This is a genomic window from Giesbergeria anulus (genome assembly GCF_900111115.1).
Classification (GTDB): domain Bacteria; phylum Pseudomonadota; class Gammaproteobacteria; order Burkholderiales; family Burkholderiaceae_C; genus Simplicispira; species Simplicispira anulus.
In genome coordinates, this window is record NZ_FOGD01000011.1 from 13,753 (window position 1) to 32,262 (window position 18,510).

The window sequence follows — 18,510 nt, forward strand, 5'->3', positions numbered from 1 at the left end:
GGCAATAAGGGAGTGCTTAACGAGGCGCTAGAGAGTTATTATTTGGAAGTCAGTGGCGTGGCTTAGGCATAGGCATAGGCCAGTCCATCAGACGCCAGCCCATGAGCGCGGCTGGTACATCAAACAGATGGGCCAGCTCTAGTATGTCTAGCATGGCCATGTCTTGAACGCAGTAGCGCAAGACTGGCTCCGGGATGAGCAAGCGCAGGGCAAACTGCTGGGCTTCGCGCTCGGTGCGGCTGGGGTCGTCTAGCGCAAAATCTTCTGTGACCACGATGCTGCGCTCCAAGCCGGGGCGCAGGTGGTGCAAGGCCAGATGGCCCAAGGCTTGTGCGGTGGCATAGCGCTGTAGCGCTGGGGCATGGTGCTGGCACAGGGTCAGGCTGGGCTGGTTTTGTGCGTTGATCTGCAATTGCGCGCAGGTAGCCAAGCTGCTACTGTGGCGCACGGCCATGCCCATGCGCTGGGCAATGTGCGCCACATCCACGGGCACCGATTGATCCCAGTGGAGTTTGAGAACGCCCTCTGCAAACATCACCATGCCTGCATTTTCAATCAGAACTTTTCCCAGTCGTGCAGGTAGCGCCATTGGCCTTCGGGCACCTTTGCCAGCGGCACCCGGCCTAGGCGGATGCGCCGAATCGCCAGCACGCGCAAACCCACTGCTTCGCACATGGCCGGGATTTGTCCGGGGCGGATGCCCTTGAGGGCAAAACGCAGCCGGGTTTCATTTTGCCAACTGACCTTGATGGGGGGCAGGGGGCGTCCATTGAAACTCAGGCCGTGGCAGAGTTTTTGTAGCCCGCCTTCGACAATTTGACCGGCCACTTCGACAATACACTCTTGCTCTAGGGTTTCGATGTCTTCGGCCAGTTTGCGGGCGATGCGCGGGTCTTGGGTATAGACCACCAAACCACTGGCGGGCGTGGGCAGCGGCGTAAAGCATTGCAACTGCTTGAAATGGCGCAGCAACACTTGGATGCCTGAGGCATCTTCGGGCATGTGTGAGGCTGCATTGAGCAGCGTGACTGCCTGCGGCGCGCCTTGGCTGCGGCTGCCGTGGGCGGCAGCGCCAGCCTCTAGGCCCAAGCCTGCTTCAAAGCCGGGCGGCTTGTGCAGCAGCAAGGTGATGGGGGCCAAGTCCAGCAGGCTGGCATTGGGTGCCAGTGCTACGGTTTGCTGCGGTGCCACGCGGGCACCCGGCAGCTCTACGACCTTGCCATCGACGCTGACCAAGCCGCCTTCAATATATTGCTCGGCCATGCTGCGTGAGCAGCCCAATTGCTGTGCCAAACGTTTGGCTAGGCGTACCAGTCCGGTGGGGGTGTGGGTGGGTTCAGTCATTGCCCGGCTCCATGCTTTGAATACGTTCGACATGGGCCAGCAAAGAGCGCTGGGCCACGGGCCACAACCTTGGTGGTACATCGGCATAGGCGTGAGCCGCCCAGTCTTGTACCGTGCCTTCGGGCAGGGCCTGCATGGCGGCCAGCACCTTGGCTTCGCGGGCCAGCCGGTGGGCTTTGAGTTGGGCAATGGCAGCGCGTGCGCTGTGCAGCACATAGCCGTGGGCAGGCAGAATGAAATCAACCTCGTATTGACCGCACAGGGCATCGAGCCGATCGAGCGAATCGAGGTAGTCGGCCATGTTGCCATCGGGCGGGTCAATCACTGTGGTGCTGCCGTTGAGGATGTGGTCGCCAGAGAACAGCAGGCCATCTTCTTCGAGCAGAAAGCACAGGTGGTTGGCGGCATGGCCGGGAGTGTGTACCACTTGCAGGGTGTGGTGCACCTCGCCTGCAGGGCTTTGCCCGGTGAGTGTGAGCCGCTGGCCGTGTTGCAGCACTTCATCGGGGCTAAAGGCGCTGGCGGCGCGGGCGGTGGGCGCGGAGGGCAAACCAAGAATAGGCGGGGTGGCGCGCCCGGCTTGGGTGCAGAGGGCCTGCAAGGGGGCCGCACCGGGTGAGTGGTCGGGGTGGGAGTGGGTGCAGACAATGGCGCGGATATCGCCCCCAGCGGCACGCCACAGTTTATCGAGGTGCTCGTGGTCAGCCGGGCCGGGGTCGATGGCGATATAGCCGGTGCTGGGCTCGCCCACCAAATAGCTGTTGGTGCCGGGGCCAGTCATAAAGCCGGGGTTGGGGGCCGTCAGGCGCTGCACATTGCGCAGTAGCGGCACTGGGCTTGCGCTTTGCCAGTCTAGTGGGTGCAGAGCTTCGCCATTGGGGCAGACCAAGGCCAGCTCGCCAAAGGGGTGCTCGTCTTCCATGTAATGGACTTCTTTGCCCGCCAGCAGGCCACCACGCGGGCAGCTGACCCACAGTGGCTGCTCGTGGGCGACAGCGGCCAGTACTGCATCGGCGTTGGCAAAACGGGCCAAACGCTCTAGGGTGCGGATGGTCGGAAAGATCATGAAGAACTGCCCCGCAGCATGGCGCTCTAGCGCTTGCTGCGGTGAGACCCAAACTGGCTCAAACTGCTCTTGTTCATCGGCCACGGGGGTTTGGCCTTCGGGCATACGGGCCACCAAAAAGGGCACGGCAAAGCGCTTGCTCAGTTCGCGCGCGCCTGTCCAATGCGCCAGCACATACACCGTGTCGGCGGCCAGCGTCAGGCCCTGTGCGGCACATTGGGCGGCAAAGGGGGCATGGCGGCTCAGGCGGGCAATGTCTTGGTCATCGGCCATGCGGCCATCGGCGTGGCGGGCTAGCAAAATGCCCAGTTCTTCAAAACTCTCGCGGATGGCGGCAATGGCTTGGGTCAGGTGCAGGTCGCTTTGTGTGGGGCGTCGGGCAGCCACAGCGTGCGATTGCGCATCCAGTGCATCAATGCCTCCACCGGGAAAGACGTAAGCCCCCGGTGCAAAGCTGGCATGGTCGGAGCGGCGGGTCATTAAAACTTGCAAGCCTTCGGGGCTGTCGCGCAAGAGCAGCACGGTGGCGGCATCGCGAATGGCAGCAGGGGTGCGTGGGGGATGGAGAAGCTGGCTGGGGCGGATCATGGCCTGCATTATGGGCAAGGCGGCGCGGCGGTGCTGGCATACGATATCTGCCTGTTTGTTTTTTGCCGCTTTCTGCGCTCAAGCGATGCTGTCATTTTCTTTATGGATGCCTGCCCGTGGGCGTTGCGTGGCTGCAGCGGCGTACCGTGTTGGTGCAGCGTGGTGTCTGCTGGCAGCGTTGCTGGCGCTGTGGGATGTGCAGGGGCGTTGGATTGAGCCAGGGCGGGCGGCGGTGGTCTGGTTCAAGCTGTGGCTGTTCTGGGCAGGGTGGGCGCTGTTGCCTTGGCTGCTGGGCTGGTTGCTGGAATTGCGTCAGGCGGTGGGCCTGCGGGGGCGGTATTTGCTGGGGCTGGTAGTGCTGGTGGTGGCGGCTTGGGGGGCCTTGGTAGAGCCGCGCCTGCTGGTGGTGCGTACCCATCCGCTGGCCTTGCCCGCAGGCAGCCCACCCTTGCGGCTGGCGCTGGTGGCTGATCTGCATGTGGGCTTGTTTGTGCGGTCTTGGCAGTTGGAGCGTTTGGTCGATGTGCTCAATGCCCAAGAGGTCGATGCCGTGGTGGTGGCCGGTGACTGGACTTATGACCCACCATTGGATGTGCAAGCCGCCTTAGCCCCGCTGGCCCGGCTGCACCACCCAGTCTGGGCGGTGTTGGGCAACCACGATACGCAGGCCCCCGGCCCACCACTGACCGCCGCGCTGCGCACGGCCTTGCAAACCCACGGCGTGCAGGTGCTGGAGGGGCGCAGCCTATCGTTCAAGGGCTGGGAGATCGTGGGTCTGGGGGATTTGTGGGGCGCTGACCCGCACGCCGATATTGCTCGCTTGCTGCCACCGGGGCCAGCGTCCCAGCCTCGGCTGGTGCTGGCCCACCAGCCAGATACCACCGCTTTGCTGCCCGCAGAGTCGGCTACGCTCATAGTGAGCGGCCACACCCACGGCGGCCAGATTACCCTGCCGTGGATCACCCAGCACCTTGTATTGCCCGGCATGAGCACCCACGGCTGGTATGCAGGCCGCTACAGCACACCCGCCGGGACACTCTTTGTTACCACGGGGGTAGGTACTATCGGGCTACCGGCAAGGCTGGGTGTGCTGCCCAGAGTCGATGTGTTGCAACTGCACTGAAGTGCAGTACACAGCAGCCAAGCCTACAACGATAATTGCCGCCATGCAGATCCGCTTTACCAAGATGCAGGGTGCGGGCAACGACTTTGTCGTGCTCGACGAAACCCAAGGCCGTCTGGGCCTGACGCCAGCGCACTACCGCCTGTTGGGCGACCGCCACTTTGGCGTCGGTGCCGACCAAATCCTTACCGTGCGTCCCTCGCCGGGGCCGGGCATTGATTTTGAATATGTCATCCACAACGCCGATGGTGGCGAGGTAGAGCAATGCGGCAATGGTGCGCGCTGCTTTGCCCGCTATGTGCGCGATCAGGGCCTGACAGACAAAGACACCATCCGCGTGCAAACCCGCGCTGGCATCATTGCTCCCGAACTCACCCCAGATGGCCGTGTCACTGTGGATATGGGGTGCCCGGTGCTGGAGCCTGCCCGTGTGCCCTTTGATGCCAGTGGCTTGCAACCTGAGGCGCAAGGCCAAGGCCAGCGCTGGCCGCTGGTGTTGGGCAGCAGCACAGCCCCGGTTGCCGTGGTGCAGGTTAGTGTGGTGTCGATGGGCAACCCTCATGCCGTGCAGATTGTGGACGATGTAGACACTGCCCCCGTGGCCCAAACCGGCCCGTTGATCGAGCACCACCCGCGCTTTCCGCAGCGGGTTAATGCGGGTTACATGCAAATTGTGGCCCGCAACCACATCCGTCTGCGCGTTTATGAGCGCGGTGCCGGTGAGACCTTGGCTTGCGGCACTGGTGCCTGTGCTGCTGTTGTGGCCGGTATTCGCTTGGGGCTGCTTGATGCCCGCGTGGACGTGGACACCCAAGGCGGGCGTTTGAGCATTGCTTGGAGCGGCCAGCCCAGCGATGCGGTGTTTATGACCGGCCCGGCCACCTCCGTTTTTCAAGGCCAGATCGAACTCCCCGACACCCTATGACTGTCTACGACCCCACCCCTTTCATTGCTCCGATCACCGAAGAAGACATTGCCGACTACCTCATGCAGACGCCGGGGTTTTTTGAGCGCCATGCCGAGCTGCTGACCAGTGTGCAGATCATCAGTCCGCATGGGCACCGGGCCGTGAGTTTGCAAGAGCGCCAAGCCGAGCGCCTGCGCGCCAAAATTGCCGACTTGGAACAGCGCATTTTGGAGATGGTGCACAACGGCCAGCAAAATATGTCGATTGACCAGCGCCTGCACCAATGGGCCTGTGATTTGCAGCGCATGACGCATCCGCCCTCGCTGCCTGAGGCCGTGGTGCAGGGCATTCGGCGTCAGTTTGAGGTGCCCCAAGCTGCCATGCGCGTCTGGGGCGTGTCTCCGGCCTATGCCAACGCACCGTTTGCGGTGGGGGCAAGTAACGATGTGCGCGCTTTTGCCTCCTCCTTGACCATGCCTTTTTGTGGCCCTAATTTGGGCTTTGAGCCGGTGGGTTGGCTGCGCGACGGTGACATGGTGCAATCGTTGGCGCTGCTTCCCCTGCGCGATGGCCCAATGGAGCACGCCACCCCGGCCTTTGGTATGCTGGTGCTGGCCTCAGACGATCCGCACCGCTTTGAGGCCACCATGGGCACCGATTTCCTGACGCGCATTGCCGAAACGGCCAGCGCTGCCTTAGCGCGTTTGCGTTAATCAGGTATTGGCTGGGGCTGGGGTCGGTGTGCTGCCGTGCTGCACCAGAGGCAGCGAGAGCGTAAACCGTGCGCCCTGCCCCGGTGCCGACTGTAGTGTCAGGGTGCCGCCCAGTAGCTGCGCCAGCCCCCTAGAAAGACCCAGCCCTAGGCCAGTGCCGCCGTATTCGTAACTGACACGTGCATCGCCCTGGCGAAAGTACTCAAAAATGCGCTCGTGCAATTCGGGGGCAATGCCCGGCCCGGTATCGCTGACCTGCAACAACACTTGCTGCCCGGTCAGGTCGAGTTTGACCTGCAAAGCAATATGGCCCTGCTCGGTAAATTTGACCGCGTTGGACAGCAAATTGTTCAAAATCTGTTTCAGTTTGAGCGGGTCGGTGTGAATGTGCTCAGGCACGTTGGGTTCTACTACCAAGTCCAAAGTCAGGGATTTGGCCACTGCACTGATCTGAAACAGCGCTGTCACTTCATTGACTAGCGTGCGCAAGGGCACCGTTTCGGGGAGGGTAGGCATGGCCTTGGCTTCAATGCGGGCCAAATCCAAAATCTCGCTTAGCAAGCTGTTCAGGTGGGTGGCTGCGCGGTTGATCAGGTCGGCTTGCTCGGCAGTGACGGCATCTTTGCTGCGCATAGCAATCAGTTCGGAAAAGCCCTTGATGCTGGTCAGTGGCGTGCGCAATTCATGCGACATAGCTGCCAGAAACTCGCTTTTGGCTTGGTTGGCCTGTTGGGCTTGGGCCTCGCTGCGTACCAAGGCTTCATGGCTTTGTGCCAGCTCGCGCACGCTGCTACGAAACAGCCACAAAAAACCCCCTACACATAGGCTAGACAAGGTGGACATTACCAACAGCATATTGCGGTTGGTGCGCCAGCGGGCAAATGCCTCTTGTACAGTGGTGCTACTAACTACCGTGAGTGGGTAATTGCCCACCCGACTGTAGCCCACAAGGCGCTCGACGCCATCGTGGCCCATGCTGATCATGGTGCCGTCCAAGTTTTCTAGGGTGGCTGCTGCCAGCGCTGTAGCCACACGCTCGCCCATGCCAGAGCTCATGCCATCTATCACCTGCACCCGGATAACCTCGTCCAATCCGGACAACATCAGTCCTGCTCCAGGGCTCAGTTGCACATTGCTATAAACGTTGGACAGATGCACGGGGTTCATTGAGGCCACCACCACGCCCAGGGTGTGTCCATCCAGTCCCATCACTTTGCGTGAGAGCTGGATGCTCCATTGTCCTGATACTCGGCCCAGCAGGGGCTTGCTGATGAACAAACCATCATCCAATAATTGGCGCGAGGTGTGGTCGGCTTCACCCCTGTGCAAATGCACCCGAATGTGTTCCCTGTCTTTGAGGGAGACATGACCACTGCGCTTGCCATCGGGGTCGAGGTTGCTGCCCTGAAAATTTCCCTGTGCATCTATAAACGCCAGTTGCGTAATGATGTTGGGTGTCAAACCCGTTTCGTTGGCCGTGCGCAGATAGTCCTGTGGCAGTGGTTTGCGTTCGGTGGCTAGCGTTTGCAAGCGCAAGATGGCCTGATCTATGGTTTCTAGCACCTGCAGGGTGTGCTCTTTGATGGCCCGGGCCATATTGATATTTTGGCGTAGCTCGGCCTCTAGGGTAGCTTGCCATTGCCAGTACAGCACCGTGGCCACCGTAGTCCAAGCCATAACCAAGGCAAGAATACTAAAGCCATACACGATACCCGCATAGTGGTGCGGGCGGTGCTTGTTGGTGGCAGGTGCCGAGGATGAGGAGGCAGTCAAAGCGATGTGGGTGAAAGGTCAAAGATCCTCGTGGGTGTTCAACGCGCTAGGGGCTTGTCGTGAACCAAATCAGCAAAAGTCATCCGATGGATAGTGACGTGCTGGCGCATGGCCTCTAGCGATGCACTGTGCTCCATAAAGCAGTCCACTACGCTGGGGTCAAAGGCCCGGCCACGCTCGGCCAATAGCATCTCTAAGGCTTTTTCGGTGCTAAAAGCCTCGCGGTACACCCGATCCATGGTCACTGCATCGTAAAAATCAACCACCGTGACGATGCGCCCCGACAGCGGGATATCTTCTCCAGCCAGTCCTGAGGGGTAGCCCTTGCCGTCCCAGCGTTCGTGGTGCGCTAGGGCAATTTCTGAAGCCATCTGGAAAAGGGCAATGCGCGACTTGCCCAGAATATCAGCCCCAATGCCAGGGTGCTGGTTCATAATTTCGCGCTCGGCAGGGTCGAGTTTTCCTGGCTTTTTGAGCACATTGTCTGGAATGCCGATTTTGCCAATGTCGTGCATGGGCGCGGCTTTGCGCAGCAGCGTAGCGTAGGCCCGCGATTGCCCTAGGTGCCGGGCCAAAGCCTCGGCCAAAAAGCCAATGCGCACGATATGCACGCCTGTGTCGTCATCTTTGTATTCCGCCGCCATAGCCAGCCGGAACAACGCCTCATGGTGGGCACGAGCCACCTCTTGTAGCGCCTCATTGCGCTCGTGGTACATCCGCCCCAGATCAGAGATGATGGTCTCCATCTGGTCGGCGGCGGCGGCATCAAACTGCGTCGCCTCAGGCTGATGCTCGGTTTTGGGCATGGGCCTCAATCTTCTAGGCTATTGATGGTTTCGATGAGCTTAAGGGGGCTGAAGGGTTTGAGCAAGTAGGCATTGGCCCCGGCATTCATGCCTGCTTCAACGTCTTGGCTTTGTCCGCGTGCTGTGAGCAAAATAACGTTGGGCCGTCCCAGTGTGGGGTCGGTTTTCACCAAACGACACAAGCCTAAACCATCCATACTGCCGGGCATCATCACATCTAGCAGTAGCAACTCAGGGCCCCACTCACGCACCTGCACCAAGCCCTCATCGGCGTTGGCGGCCTCGCGGATGTCGTGGTCTTCAAACTCGAGGGTCATGCGGATCAGCCGACGAATATCGGCGTGGTCTTCAACAATCAATATACGCTTGCCCATGATGCTTTCTTGGTGGGAAGTGAAAGATTATGCCCAGTTCGCCTCATCCTAGCCCAACGGGGTTATAAAAACTGTTCCATAGTGGGGACTCACTGCTGGGCCATAGGCGGCTAGTGCCTGCGCGTTGGCACTTATTAGTGGTAGATTCGTGCCATGACTGAAAGCACCAACCCCACTCCGCTGCAATCCCAAGCCGAAAAAATTAAGGCTGACCTGTCTGCTATGTTGCTTAAGGCGGCCCAAGCTGGTGCCAAGGCATCATCGCCAGCTTCTTCTACCTCCGACACGGCCCTAGAACCCCAATCCCCCCCGGCTGCTCAGTGATCTGGTAGTGGGCTCATAGTGCCCTGCGTGCAGCAGCCACAATGTGGGTACTATGATTACTTCTCATTGCCCTGCTCTGTCCATGCTGGACTTGGTGGCCGTCCGCGAAGGCGGTACCGTGGCCCAAGCCTTGGACATTGCCCTGCGCACTGCCCAGCACGTTGAGGCGCTGGGCTTTCGTCGCTACTGGCTGGCTGAACACCACAATATGCCCGGCATTGCCAGTTCGGCCACTGCCGTATTGGTCGGTCACATTGCCGCCCACACCCAAAGCATCCGCGTAGGCTCGGGCGGCATCATGCTGCCTAACCATGCTCCGCTGGTGGTGGCTGAGGCTTTTGGCACCTTGGCTGAACTGTATCCCGGTCGTATTGATCTGGGACTGGGTCGTGCCCCCGGTACCGATGGCCCAACCATGCGTGCTTTGCGTCGCGACCGGGTCGAAACCGAAGAAGATTTTCCGCGCGACGTGGCAGAGGTCCAGCGTTTGCTGGGGCCTGCCCAGCCCGGTCAACGCATTACTGCCATGCCCGGAGCTGGCACCCAAGTGCCCATTTGGCTGCTAGGCTCTAGCCTGTTTTCGGCGCAACTGGCAGCGCAGATGGGATTGCCCTATGCTTTTGCTTCGCATTTTGCACCGCGCATGTTGTTGCCAGCACTGGAGTTGTACCGGCGGCTGTTTCGGCCATCGGCCACGCTCAAAAAACCTTATGTAGTGGTGGGTGTACCGGTGATTGCAGCCCCTACTGACGAGGAAGCGCAGTATTTGGCCAGCAGCACTTACCAGCGGGTGCTGGGCATTTTGACGGGGCAACGTGGCCGTTTGCAGCCCCCACTAAAAGATTTTATGGCCCACATTGGTGCCCAAGAGCGCGCAGGCATTGCCGATTTTCTCGCTGCTGCGGTGATTGGCGGCCCCGATACTGTGCGTGCTGGTTTTGCTGCGCTGTGGCAAGCTACGCAGGCAGACGAGTTTATGCTAGTCAGTGATGTGTTTGACCCTGCTTTGCGCCTGCACTCGCTAGAGATTGCAGCCTTGGCTGCTCAGTCTCTTTCACCAATACCCTGATCCCTGATAGCACCATCTTCTCAGGCCCCTTAGGGGCTTGAATTTGCGTTCAGTTTTATTGATTAATAATAAATATTATATAGATAATTGGCTCTGGTGGCATAGATTGCTCCAGAATGGGCAGCTGCGATGGTAGTAAAAATATACCATTACCTGTGTGAAAGAGTTGAAGAAAAAATTGCTGCCACCCTATGCAGTGACCGCTATTATTTCATGTTGCGTGTCCTGCATATAAATGGCATGAGCAAGGCCTATATCAAAAGATTTATGCTGTAAGCCAGATTTTTATTTTTGGATTCCTCTATGTTGGTAAGATCAGCATGGGGTTGCGTTGGGCTTTTGTTATAAATGCACAGTGCTGTCCTGCGCCGTGCTGCACGCACCAAGCCAGCAAGCCCGCTGCACTGATGGATGAAGCCATCCCCCAGTACAACGGGAGCTGAAGACGACAGGCAAAGCTTCTAAATACGACGTGGCCGGTGGGTGGGCGGTTCAGCAGCTACCATGCACGGCTTGATGCTGTGCTCTGAACGCCCGATTGCTGCCTATGCCCGCTTTTTCTTTTGAAGCCCTCGATGCCCAAGGCCAGACCCGCAATGGGGTGCTGGAAGCCGATACGGCCAAGGCGGCGCGCAGCCAGTTGCGTGCCCAAGCCTTGGTGCCATTAGCGGTAGCACTGGTAGAGGCTGGTTCTGCTGGTGGCAGTGCGCCATCGTGGAGTCAGCGCCTGCTGATGCGCCCAGTGTTTAATGCCACGACATTGGCGGTGTGGACACGCCAATTGGCCGGGTTGGTGGTCTCAGGTTTGCCGTTGGAGCGCGCCCTGACCGCCTTGGCCGATGAGGCCGAAGACGAGCGCCAGCACCATCTGTTGGCCGCTTTGCGTGCCGAGGTTAATGCCGGTTCTAGCTTTGCCCGCGCCTTGCAACAGCACCCACGGGAGTTTTCTGACATTTATTGTGCCGTGATGGGGGCCGGTGAGGCCAGCGGCAGCCTAGGGTTGGTGCTAGAGCGGCTGGCCGATGATCTGGAAGAGCGCCAAGCCCTGCGCGCCAAACTGATGGGGGCTGCCCTGTATCCTGCCATCGTGACTTTGTTGGCCTTGGTGATTGTGCTGTTTCTCGTCACCTATGTAGTGCCCCAAGTAGCCAGCGTGTTTGCTGGCACCAAGCGCGCTTTGCCCTTTTTGACGGTGGCTATGCTGGCCTTGAGCAGCGCCGTGCGCCAGTATGGCTGGGCGGTGTTGCTGCTGCTGCTCTTGGGGGGGATAGGCTGGCGCTGGATGCTGACGGGCGAAGCCTTTCGGCAGAAGGTGGATGCGGCGTGGTTGCAATTGCCCTTGTTGGGGCGGCTGGCGCGCAGCTACAACGCCGCCCGCTTTGCCAGCACACTGGCCATGCTGGCCGGTGCCGGGGTACCGATTCTCAAAGCCTTGCAGGCCGCCGCTGAAACCTTAAACAACCGGGCTATGCGAGCCGATGCTTTGGAGGCGTTGGTGCTGGTACGCGAGGGCGCGCCACTGGCGTCAGCGTTGGCACAAAAAAAACGTTTTCCGGGGCTGGTAGCCATGTTTGCCCGGCTGGGTGAGCAAACCGGCCAGTTGCCGTTGATGCTGCAACGCGCTGCGCAGCAACTGTCTGCCGAAGTGCAGCGCCGCTCCATGCAGTTGGCCACTATTTTGGAGCCGCTGCTGATTGTGACGATGGGGCTGGTGGTGATGCTGATTGTGCTGGCGGTGTTGTTGCCTATCATCCAACTCAACCAGTTTGTTAAATAACCTTGGCCCGTATCCACCATGAGCGCATCATTACAAAACCGGTTGGTCGTGGCGATCTCCTCGCGGGCTCTGTTTGATTTTGAGGAAGAAAACACCGTTTTCGACCGTGATAACGATGCCGCCTACCGGGCTTTGCAACACCAGCGTTTAGAGGTGCCCGCATCCCCCGGTGTGGCCTTTTCCTTGGTGCGCAAGCTGCTGGCCTTTAACACGCCTGAGCAGGCACGAGTCGAGGTGGTGCTGCTGTCACGCAATGATCCGGTCAGTGGCTTGCGCGTGTTTCGCTCTTGCCAAGCGCACGGGCTGCCCAGCATCCAGCGCGGTGTTTTTACCCAAGGGCGCGAGCCTTTTGGCTATCTGCGGCCTTTGGGCGCGCATTTGTTTTTATCTGCCAATGAGGCCGATGTGCGCCAAGCCCTGCACTTGGGCTATCCCGCCGCGCGGGTGCTGACTGAATCGGCCCAAGCAGGCAACGCCCATCCGCAAGAAGTGCGGATTGCCTTTGACGGCGATGCTGTATTGTTTTCGGACGAGGCCGAGCGCGTGTTTCAAGCGCAGGGCCTAGATGCCTTTCAGCGCCACGAGAGCGATAAGGCGGCCCAACCCCTGCCGCAAGGCCCGTTTAAGCCCTTGCTGGTGGCCTTGCACCGCTTACAGCAAGCCAGCGGCAGCAGTGGTATGCGTATTCGCACCGCGTTGGTCACGGCGCGCAGCGCACCGGCGCATGAGCGCGCCATCCGCACCCTGATGGATTGGAACATTGCCGTCGATGAGGCCATGTTCTTGGGGGGCCTGCCCAAGGGGGAGTTTCTGCGCGAATTTGAACCGGATTTTTTCTTTGATGACCAAACCGGCCATGTCACTTCTGCGGCCCGCCATGTACCGGCAGGCCATGTCAGCAGCGGCATTGCCAATGCACCGCTGGCGGGCTAGGGTTACAAACCGCCGGTGCGTTTGACCTTGGGGTCGGAGTAGGTCAGATCTGGCTCGTTTTTGGCTTGCAGGGCCATGCGCTCTTGCAAGGTCATTTTGTTGATTTCTTGCGCCATCTCGATGGCCGTGCCGCTGGCGCGCCACATGGATTGGATAAAGTCGAGCAACTGTTTGTAGATTGGCTCTGGCTCTGGCTCTGGGGGCAGCTCTGGCACCAGCTTTTTTTCTTCTGGGGTTGTCCAGTCGCGGTTGGGGCCGTCGGTATCCGAGGGCTTGTCTGGCGTCTTGACAATGGCCCCCTCACCGAGCCGGTCCATAGATTCGACTGGATTGGGCGCGTTGATGGGGCGCACGGGCACAGCCCCAGACGCGCCGGTGGTAGACAGATCAGCACTGATCGTGCGCCACGATGGGGATCGGTCAACGGGAGGAATTTGCATGGCGAGGCCCCGTAGCAGTAATAGTAAAACGCAAAAGCCCCACAAAAGGCTTTATGGCTGTCCTATATAACGGCAAACCAACGCAGAAGTGAAGCCTTTTTTCAGGATGGCACTATTGTGATCCGGTGCGCCAAAAATTGCACGCCCTTACCCCGCACTCAGGAGAAGCTCGAACCGCAGCCGCAAGTGCTGGTGGCGTTGGGGTTTTTAATCACAAACTGCGCGCCTTGCAGGTCTTCTTTGTAGTCGATCTCTGCACCCACCAAATACTGGTAGCTCATGGCGTCGATCAGCAGCGAGACGCCATTTTTGGTCATGGTGGTATCGTCTTCATTGACGATTTCATCAAAGGTAAAGCCATACTGAAAGCCTGAGCAGCCGCCACCCTGCACAAATACGCGCAGCTTCAGGTCGGGGTTGCCTTCTTCGGCGATCAAGTCGGCCACCTTGGCGGCGGCGCTGTCAGTAAAGATGATCGGCGCAGGCATTTCTTCGATCTGAGGGGCTTGGGCTACAGCAGTCATGGGGAGAATCTCCGGAATTTTGGGAACTTGCCCGAATACTACTCAAAAACAGTCGGTCATTCAGGCGGGCGGCACTTGCCGCTCATGGGGGTAGGGGCATTATGCAAACCCCAGCAACAACAAAGCCGCCCTAGGCGAACCCTGGGCGGCTTGGGTAGCAGGCAAAAAAGCGGATTAACGCTTGGAGAACTGCTTGGCGCGGCGTGCAGAACGCAGACCGACCTTCTTACGTTCGACTTCACGCGCATCGCGGGTCACGAAGCCAGCTTGGCTCAGGACGGGCTTGAGGGTTGCGTCGTAGTCGATCAGGGCGCGGGTGATGCCGTGGCGGGCTGCACCGGCTTGGCCGGATTCACCACCACCGTGGACATTGATCATCACGTCGAAGGTTTCGACATGGTTGGTCAGTGCCAGGGGTTGCTTGGCGATCATGATCGAGGTTTCGCGACCAAAGTAGGACTGGATGTCCTTGCCGTTGATCGTGATTTTGCCAGTGCCTTTTTTCAGAAATACACGGGCCACGCTGGATTTGCGACGGCCAGTGCCGTTGTTCCATTCACCAATCATCTCGGCTCCTTAGATTTCCAGCACTTTGGGCTGTTGGGCGCTGTGCGGATGCTCGGCACCGCCATACACCTTCAGCTTTTTGATCATGGCATAGCCCAGGGGGCCCTTGGGCAACATACCCTTGACAGCCTTTTCCAGTGCGCGGCCAGGGAACTTGGCTTGCAGGTCACGGAAGTTGGTGGCTGTGATGCCGCCGGGATAACCGGAGTGGCGGTAGTACACCTTGTCCAAGTTCTTGGTACCAGTGACCTTGAGCTTGGCAGCGTTGATGATGACGATGAAATCGCCGGTATCAATGTGCGGTGTGTAAATGGCTTTGTGTTTGCCGCGCAGACGGAGGGCAACTTCGCTGGCTACCCGTCCGAGCACCTTATCGGTGGCGTCAATCACAAACCACTCGTGCTGCACGTCAGCGGGCTTGGCGCTGAAAGTTTTCATGCTGTATTTCTTTCGAGGGTTTGACCAGCCTGAACAGGGGCTGGCGTCCTGGGAACTCTTTTCCACGGTCGGTGTTTCTCTGAAGGAAACCTCTTAGGTGGTGTTGGCAGCAGGTGTTTGTGGCTACTGGCTGCCCTTCGTCGCGGAGTTGCGCAATCGCTGCGAAGCCTGCGATTATATAACGGCCCCCATTTTGGCGGGGGGCATTTTTTAGTTGGACGAGCGCACTTCTAGCGGCTCCATTTGCTTACGGAACTCGACACACACGGGCAGGTTGGCGGAGGCGGGCAGGCGGCATTCGCTGCGAAGGCACATGCTGCGCGTGAGCGCGCTGCTGTCGGCGCACAAGGTGGGGGCCGCCGGTTTGGGCGCACTGGTTGGGTGGCTGGCCGGGGTGGGTGGGGTGTTGGGCATGGCCGGAGCTGGCTCTGGCGTGGCTGCCACTGGTACAGGCGCTGGGGGCGGTTTGCGCACCGGTGCCGGTTTGGGCGCCGTTTGCGATAGCGCACGGGGGTCGGTTTTTTCGACAAACGCCGGGGCTGGCGTGTCTGGGGCTGGCTCGGCGCTGGCCGGTGCTGTGTCGACGGCAGCCGCAGGCGGTGCAATGGCTGGCGTTGGCGCAGGCTTGGGGGCTGGATCGGCCATCTCGGTAATGATGTGCTGGTCTGCGTTGGACGCGGCCTTGACCGAGGTGCGGTTGGTATACACCCCAGTGCCTGCTGTGATGACTGCCACCACCGCAGCCACGCCCGCCCATCTGACCCATGGACGTTGGGGTGTAGCGGTGGCAGACGGTGCGGTGGGGGGGGCGGGGCGCATCGAGTGGCGCTCAGGCCAGTTCGATTCTAGGCCGATGGATTCGGGGGATGTATCGCCTTGGATGAGGGTGTCTGGGCCGTGCAGCAGCATCGTGTCTTGCACATCTTCTAGCAGCATGGTGTCTCCGGCATCGGCCACCAAGTAGCTGGGCGATGCTGCCGGGGCAGGAATGGGGCCAGCACTGACGGCTTTGGGCGTGGACAGGTCTACCGTGGGCATGGCCCTAGCGCCGCTGGGTTGGTCGGTGGGTTCGACCCAGATGTCGCCCAACGCTGCCCGAAAATCGAAGCTCTGCATGGGGGCCGGGGCGTTGGGCATTTCCAGCAGTTGTAAAAAAGCCTCAATGCTTTGTGGGCGCTCTTGGGGTTGCAACGCCAGCGCTTGCGTGATGGCGTTGACGAACGCGGGCGAATAGGTTTGACCAAACTCCTGCCCCACGGTGCGGGCAACGCGGGCAAAGGGCACCATGCGGTCGCGGATGGCGCGCAAGGTGGAGGGGTCGGGCACGTCGTTGCACAGGCAGCCATAGACCACGGCGGCCAAGGAGTACAAATCACTCCACGGGCCTTGGGGCAGGTCGGCGTCGCCGCTGGCGTACTGCTCTATCGGGGCGTAATTGACCTTGAGCACAGCGGTGTGCTTGCGCTCGCGGTCACTGATGGCTTGGCGGGCTGCGCCCAAGTCCAGCAGCACAGGCGGGCCAACATCTTGCAAAAAGATGTTGTCGGGCGAGATATCACGGTGCAGGGTGTTACTGTTGTGCAGGGTACGCAAGGCCCCCAGCACCGACCACAGCACTTGGCGCAGCCATGCTTCGGGCGGCGGGGAGCGCATTTGCAGCCGCGCTTGCTTGAACGTCATGCCGCTGTACAGGGGCATGACCATATAGGCGGTGTGGTGGGCCTCCCAAAACCGAAACACCTTGACCAGCGATGGGTGATCGAATTGCGCCAGCATGCGCGCCTCGCCGATAAAGGAGCGCAGCCCGGCTTCAAAGGCTGGCACATCGGCCAGCGCCCGCACGGCCACCGACAAATCGGGCGTGCGCCCCGCCAAGCTGGCTGGCATATATTCTTTGATGGCTACTGAGCGGTGCAGGGAGTGGTCAAAAGCTTGGTAGACCATGCCAAAGCCACCCACGCCAAGCAGGGCAAGCACTTCAAACTCGCCCAAGCGCGCCCCTGAGGGCAAGGCATCCGCATGGTAAATGGCAGACACAGGGGTACCGTAAGAAGATTCGGACATGGCGCGGCTGACAAAAAGACGCCATCATCGACGATAAAGATGAAAAAATGCTGATCCAGCGCAGCGATCGTTACCATAGCACCATGTTCAGTTACCGCCATGCCTTCCACGCAGGCAACCATGCCGATGTGCTCAAGCACACCGTACTGATTGCCACTTTGCAACACCTGACCGAGAAAGACGCCGCGCTGATGGTGCTGGACACCCATGCTGGTGCCGGTTTGTACCGGCTCGATGGCGACTATGCCAAGACCAGCGCCGAGGCCGCTGATGGCATTTTGCGCCTCACGGTGCCTGGGGCCGCCCATGTGCCGCTGGCACCGGCATTGCAAGCCTACATTGACTTGGTGCGTTCGTTTAATGCGGGCAGCAACACCAAAATTTACCCCGGCTCGCCCTTTATCATCCAGCGCTTGCTGCGCAGTCACGACAAGCTCAAGCTGTTTGAACTGCACCCCTCGGATATGCGCTCTTTGAGCGGCAATGTGGCCCAACTAGAAGCAGGCCGCCAGATCGCTGTGCTGCACGAAGATGGTTTTGAGGGCCTGAAGAAATTTTTGCCCCCGCCCTCGCGCCGCGCGCTGGTGTTGTGCGACCCCAGCTACGAGATCAAAACCGATTACGGCAAAGTGCTCGATATGGTGCAAGACAGCCTCAAGCGCTTTGCCACTGGCACCTATGCCGTGTGGTATCCGATCATTCCGCGCCCAGAGGCACATGATCTGCCGCGCCGGTTAAAGACGATGGCCCAAAAGGCGGGCAAGAGTTGGCTGCATGCCACCCTTACCGTTAAATCGAGCAAGATCACCGAAACGCTCGAAGGCCAAACCAAGCGCCCCGGCTTGCCCGCCAGTGGCATGTTTCTGATTAACCCGCCCTATACCTTAAAGGCAGAACTCAAGGATGCGCTGGCCCAGATGGTGCAATTGCTGGGGCAAGACCGCAACGCTACCCACACGCTAGAGTCGGGCAGCTAATCAGTTGCCGGGGCACACGCTGTCTTCATCGGGCAAGGTGTGCAGCGTGACGGGTTTGGTGCCCAGCTGCACTATGCCCAGTGCCTCGGCAGCAGCGCGGCTGATGTCAATCACGCGCTTGCCACCGTGTGGCCCCCGGTCATTGATGCGTACCACCACCTCACGCCCAGTCAGGGCGCTGCGTACGCACACCCGTGAGCCAAAAGGCAGTGTGGGGTGGGCGGCAGTGAAGTCGTGCATATCAAACGGCTCGCCGCTGGCGGTGCGTTTCTTGTGCTGTTTAGCGCCATACCAAGAGGCCAAGCCATATTCTTGCGGAAACTGCAAATCAACTTGGGGCAGCCCGGTATCCTCTGATGCCGTAGTGCTGGCGCTGTCGGTGCTGAGAAGGTCGCTTTGTACCGGTACGGCCAATAATGCACTGGCGTTGGGCGCTTTGAGGCCCAGAGACGGCGCTGGCGCTGGTGCTGCCGTGGTGGTGCTGTCTTCCTCCAGCACTGGCGGGGGGGCGTCGTTGGCGCTGGCGATGCTGGCTCCTAGGCTCAGGATGGCAGAAATTAGCGTGTGCGCGGGGCGGCAGCGCCGCCATGAAACCGTTGGCAACAGAGGCATCATGTGCCAGAGCCTTTCCAAAAAAGCAGGGGCGCTGATGTTAGCGCAGTGCCTTTAGGCCCAGTACAAAAAAAATCCCGCACATGGCGGG

General features: G+C 59.9%; 20 protein-coding genes. 8 read left to right on the forward strand and 12 right to left on the reverse strand.

Annotation, left to right across the window (positions count from 1 at the left end; genetic code table 11):
* Nucleotides 1-49 precede the first annotated feature (49 nt).
* Genes BMX55_RS13255 through BMX55_RS13265 form a run of 3 tightly spaced genes read right to left on the reverse strand, consistent with a single transcriptional unit; the run spans nt 50 to nt 2,998 of the window.
* Nucleotides 50-541, reverse strand: coding sequence for an ImmA/IrrE family metallo-endopeptidase (locus tag BMX55_RS13255; RefSeq protein WP_177172909.1), 492 nt, complete (start codon nt 539-541; stop codon nt 50-52).
* Between the two features lie 14 nt (nt 542-555).
* A complete protein-coding gene (locus BMX55_RS13260) occupies nt 556-1,344 on the reverse strand; it encodes an rRNA pseudouridine synthase (protein ID WP_091458513.1) in 789 nt (262 codons plus the stop codon).
* Complete coding sequence (locus tag BMX55_RS13265; protein WP_091458515.1) at nt 1,337-2,998, reverse strand: MBL fold metallo-hydrolase; 1,662 nt, start codon at nt 2,996-2,998, stop codon at nt 1,337-1,339. The genes BMX55_RS13260 and BMX55_RS13265 overlap by 8 nt, the downstream gene beginning before the upstream one ends.
* Nucleotides 2,999-3,083: 85 nt before the next feature.
* Here BMX55_RS13265 and BMX55_RS13270 point away from each other — a divergent pair, with 85 nt between their 5' ends.
* The 3 genes from BMX55_RS13270 to BMX55_RS13280 are packed head-to-tail and all read left to right on the forward strand — an operon-like array spanning nt 3,084 to nt 5,741.
* Nucleotides 3,084-4,121, forward strand: coding sequence for a metallophosphoesterase (locus BMX55_RS13270; RefSeq protein WP_177172910.1), 1,038 nt, complete (start codon nt 3,084-3,086; stop codon nt 4,119-4,121).
* A 43-nt stretch (nt 4,122-4,164) separates the two neighbouring features.
* Nucleotides 4,165-5,046 carry a diaminopimelate epimerase gene (dapF, locus tag BMX55_RS13275; RefSeq protein WP_091458520.1) on the forward strand — a complete coding sequence of 294 codons (882 nt, stop codon included), beginning with the start codon at nt 4,165-4,167 and terminating at the stop codon, nt 5,044-5,046.
* Nucleotides 5,043-5,741 carry a DUF484 family protein gene (locus tag BMX55_RS13280; protein ID WP_091458522.1) on the forward strand — a complete coding sequence of 233 codons (699 nt, stop codon included), beginning with the start codon at nt 5,043-5,045 and terminating at the stop codon, nt 5,739-5,741. Before dapF ends, BMX55_RS13280 begins: the two co-directional genes overlap by 4 nt.
* Here the strand turns inward: BMX55_RS13280 and BMX55_RS13285 are convergent, their stop codons facing one another.
* Genes BMX55_RS13285 through BMX55_RS13295 form a run of 3 tightly spaced genes read right to left on the reverse strand, consistent with a single transcriptional unit; the run spans nt 5,742 to nt 8,694 of the window.
* Nucleotides 5,742-7,514 carry a sensor histidine kinase gene (locus BMX55_RS13285; protein ID WP_091458524.1) on the reverse strand — a complete coding sequence of 591 codons (1,773 nt, stop codon included), beginning with the start codon at nt 7,512-7,514 and terminating at the stop codon, nt 5,742-5,744.
* Between the two features lie 38 nt (nt 7,515-7,552).
* Nucleotides 7,553-8,320, reverse strand: coding sequence for an HD-GYP domain-containing protein (locus BMX55_RS13290; RefSeq protein ID WP_091458526.1), 768 nt, complete (start codon nt 8,318-8,320; stop codon nt 7,553-7,555).
* 5 nt (nt 8,321-8,325) lie between these two features.
* Entirely contained in the window at nt 8,326-8,694 is a 369-nt protein-coding gene (locus tag BMX55_RS13295) for a response regulator transcription factor (RefSeq protein WP_091458528.1), read from the reverse strand.
* Nucleotides 8,695-8,847: 153 nt separating this feature from the next.
* On the opposite strand from BMX55_RS13295, the gene BMX55_RS16485 reads away from it, so the two are divergent.
* From BMX55_RS16485 to BMX55_RS13310, 4 genes are all read left to right on the forward strand, one after another.
* Nucleotides 8,848-9,018 (forward strand): hypothetical protein, encoded by a 171-nt coding sequence (locus tag BMX55_RS16485; RefSeq protein ID WP_177172911.1) that lies wholly within the window; start codon nt 8,848-8,850, stop codon nt 9,016-9,018.
* A 52-nt stretch (nt 9,019-9,070) separates the two neighbouring features.
* On the forward strand, nt 9,071-10,087 hold the full coding sequence (locus BMX55_RS13300; RefSeq protein ID WP_091458530.1) for an LLM class flavin-dependent oxidoreductase: 1,017 nt from the start codon (nt 9,071-9,073) through the stop codon (nt 10,085-10,087).
* Between the two features lie 547 nt (nt 10,088-10,634).
* Nucleotides 10,635-11,864 carry a type II secretion system inner membrane protein GspF gene (gspF, locus tag BMX55_RS13305; RefSeq protein ID WP_091458532.1) on the forward strand — a complete coding sequence of 410 codons (1,230 nt, stop codon included), beginning with the start codon at nt 10,635-10,637 and terminating at the stop codon, nt 11,862-11,864.
* An 18-nt stretch (nt 11,865-11,882) separates the two neighbouring features.
* A complete protein-coding gene (locus tag BMX55_RS13310) occupies nt 11,883-12,797 on the forward strand; it encodes a 5'-nucleotidase (RefSeq protein WP_091458533.1) in 915 nt (304 codons plus the stop codon).
* Between the two features lie 2 nt (nt 12,798-12,799).
* On the opposite strand, the gene BMX55_RS13315 is transcribed toward BMX55_RS13310, so the two are convergent.
* The 5 genes from BMX55_RS13315 to BMX55_RS13335 all read right to left on the reverse strand — a co-directional run bounded on the left by BMX55_RS13315 (nt 12,800) and on the right by BMX55_RS13335 (nt 16,830).
* Nucleotides 12,800-13,237, reverse strand: a complete 438-nt coding sequence (locus tag BMX55_RS13315) for a hypothetical protein (protein ID WP_091458536.1) — start codon at nt 13,235-13,237, stop codon at nt 12,800-12,802.
* 158 nt (nt 13,238-13,395) lie between these two features.
* Entirely contained in the window at nt 13,396-13,761 is a 366-nt protein-coding gene (gene erpA, locus BMX55_RS13320; RefSeq protein ID WP_091458538.1) for an iron-sulfur cluster insertion protein ErpA, read from the reverse strand.
* A gap of 174 nt (nt 13,762-13,935) precedes the next feature.
* The gene (gene rpsI, locus BMX55_RS13325) at nt 13,936-14,328 is read right to left on the reverse strand and encodes a 30S ribosomal protein S9 (RefSeq protein ID WP_091458539.1); all 393 of its coding nucleotides are present in this window, start codon (nt 14,326-14,328) and stop codon (nt 13,936-13,938) included.
* Nucleotides 14,329-14,337: 9 nt separating this feature from the next.
* The gene (gene rplM, locus BMX55_RS13330; protein WP_091458541.1) at nt 14,338-14,766 is read right to left on the reverse strand and encodes a 50S ribosomal protein L13; all 429 of its coding nucleotides are present in this window, start codon (nt 14,764-14,766) and stop codon (nt 14,338-14,340) included.
* 210 nt (nt 14,767-14,976) lie between these two features.
* The gene (locus BMX55_RS13335) at nt 14,977-16,830 is read right to left on the reverse strand and encodes a serine/threonine protein kinase (protein ID WP_143059682.1); all 1,854 of its coding nucleotides are present in this window, start codon (nt 16,828-16,830) and stop codon (nt 14,977-14,979) included.
* Nucleotides 16,831-16,913: 83 nt separating this feature from the next.
* Between BMX55_RS13335 and BMX55_RS13340 the strand changes: the two genes are divergently transcribed.
* Entirely contained in the window at nt 16,914-17,807 is an 894-nt protein-coding gene (locus BMX55_RS13340) for a 23S rRNA (adenine(2030)-N(6))-methyltransferase RlmJ (RefSeq protein ID WP_091458622.1), read from the forward strand.
* On the opposite strand, the gene BMX55_RS13345 is transcribed toward BMX55_RS13340, so the two are convergent.
* Complete coding sequence (locus BMX55_RS13345; protein ID WP_245751454.1) at nt 17,808-18,422, reverse strand: septal ring lytic transglycosylase RlpA family protein; 615 nt, start codon at nt 18,420-18,422, stop codon at nt 17,808-17,810.
* Between the last annotated feature and the right edge of the window lie 88 nt (nt 18,423-18,510).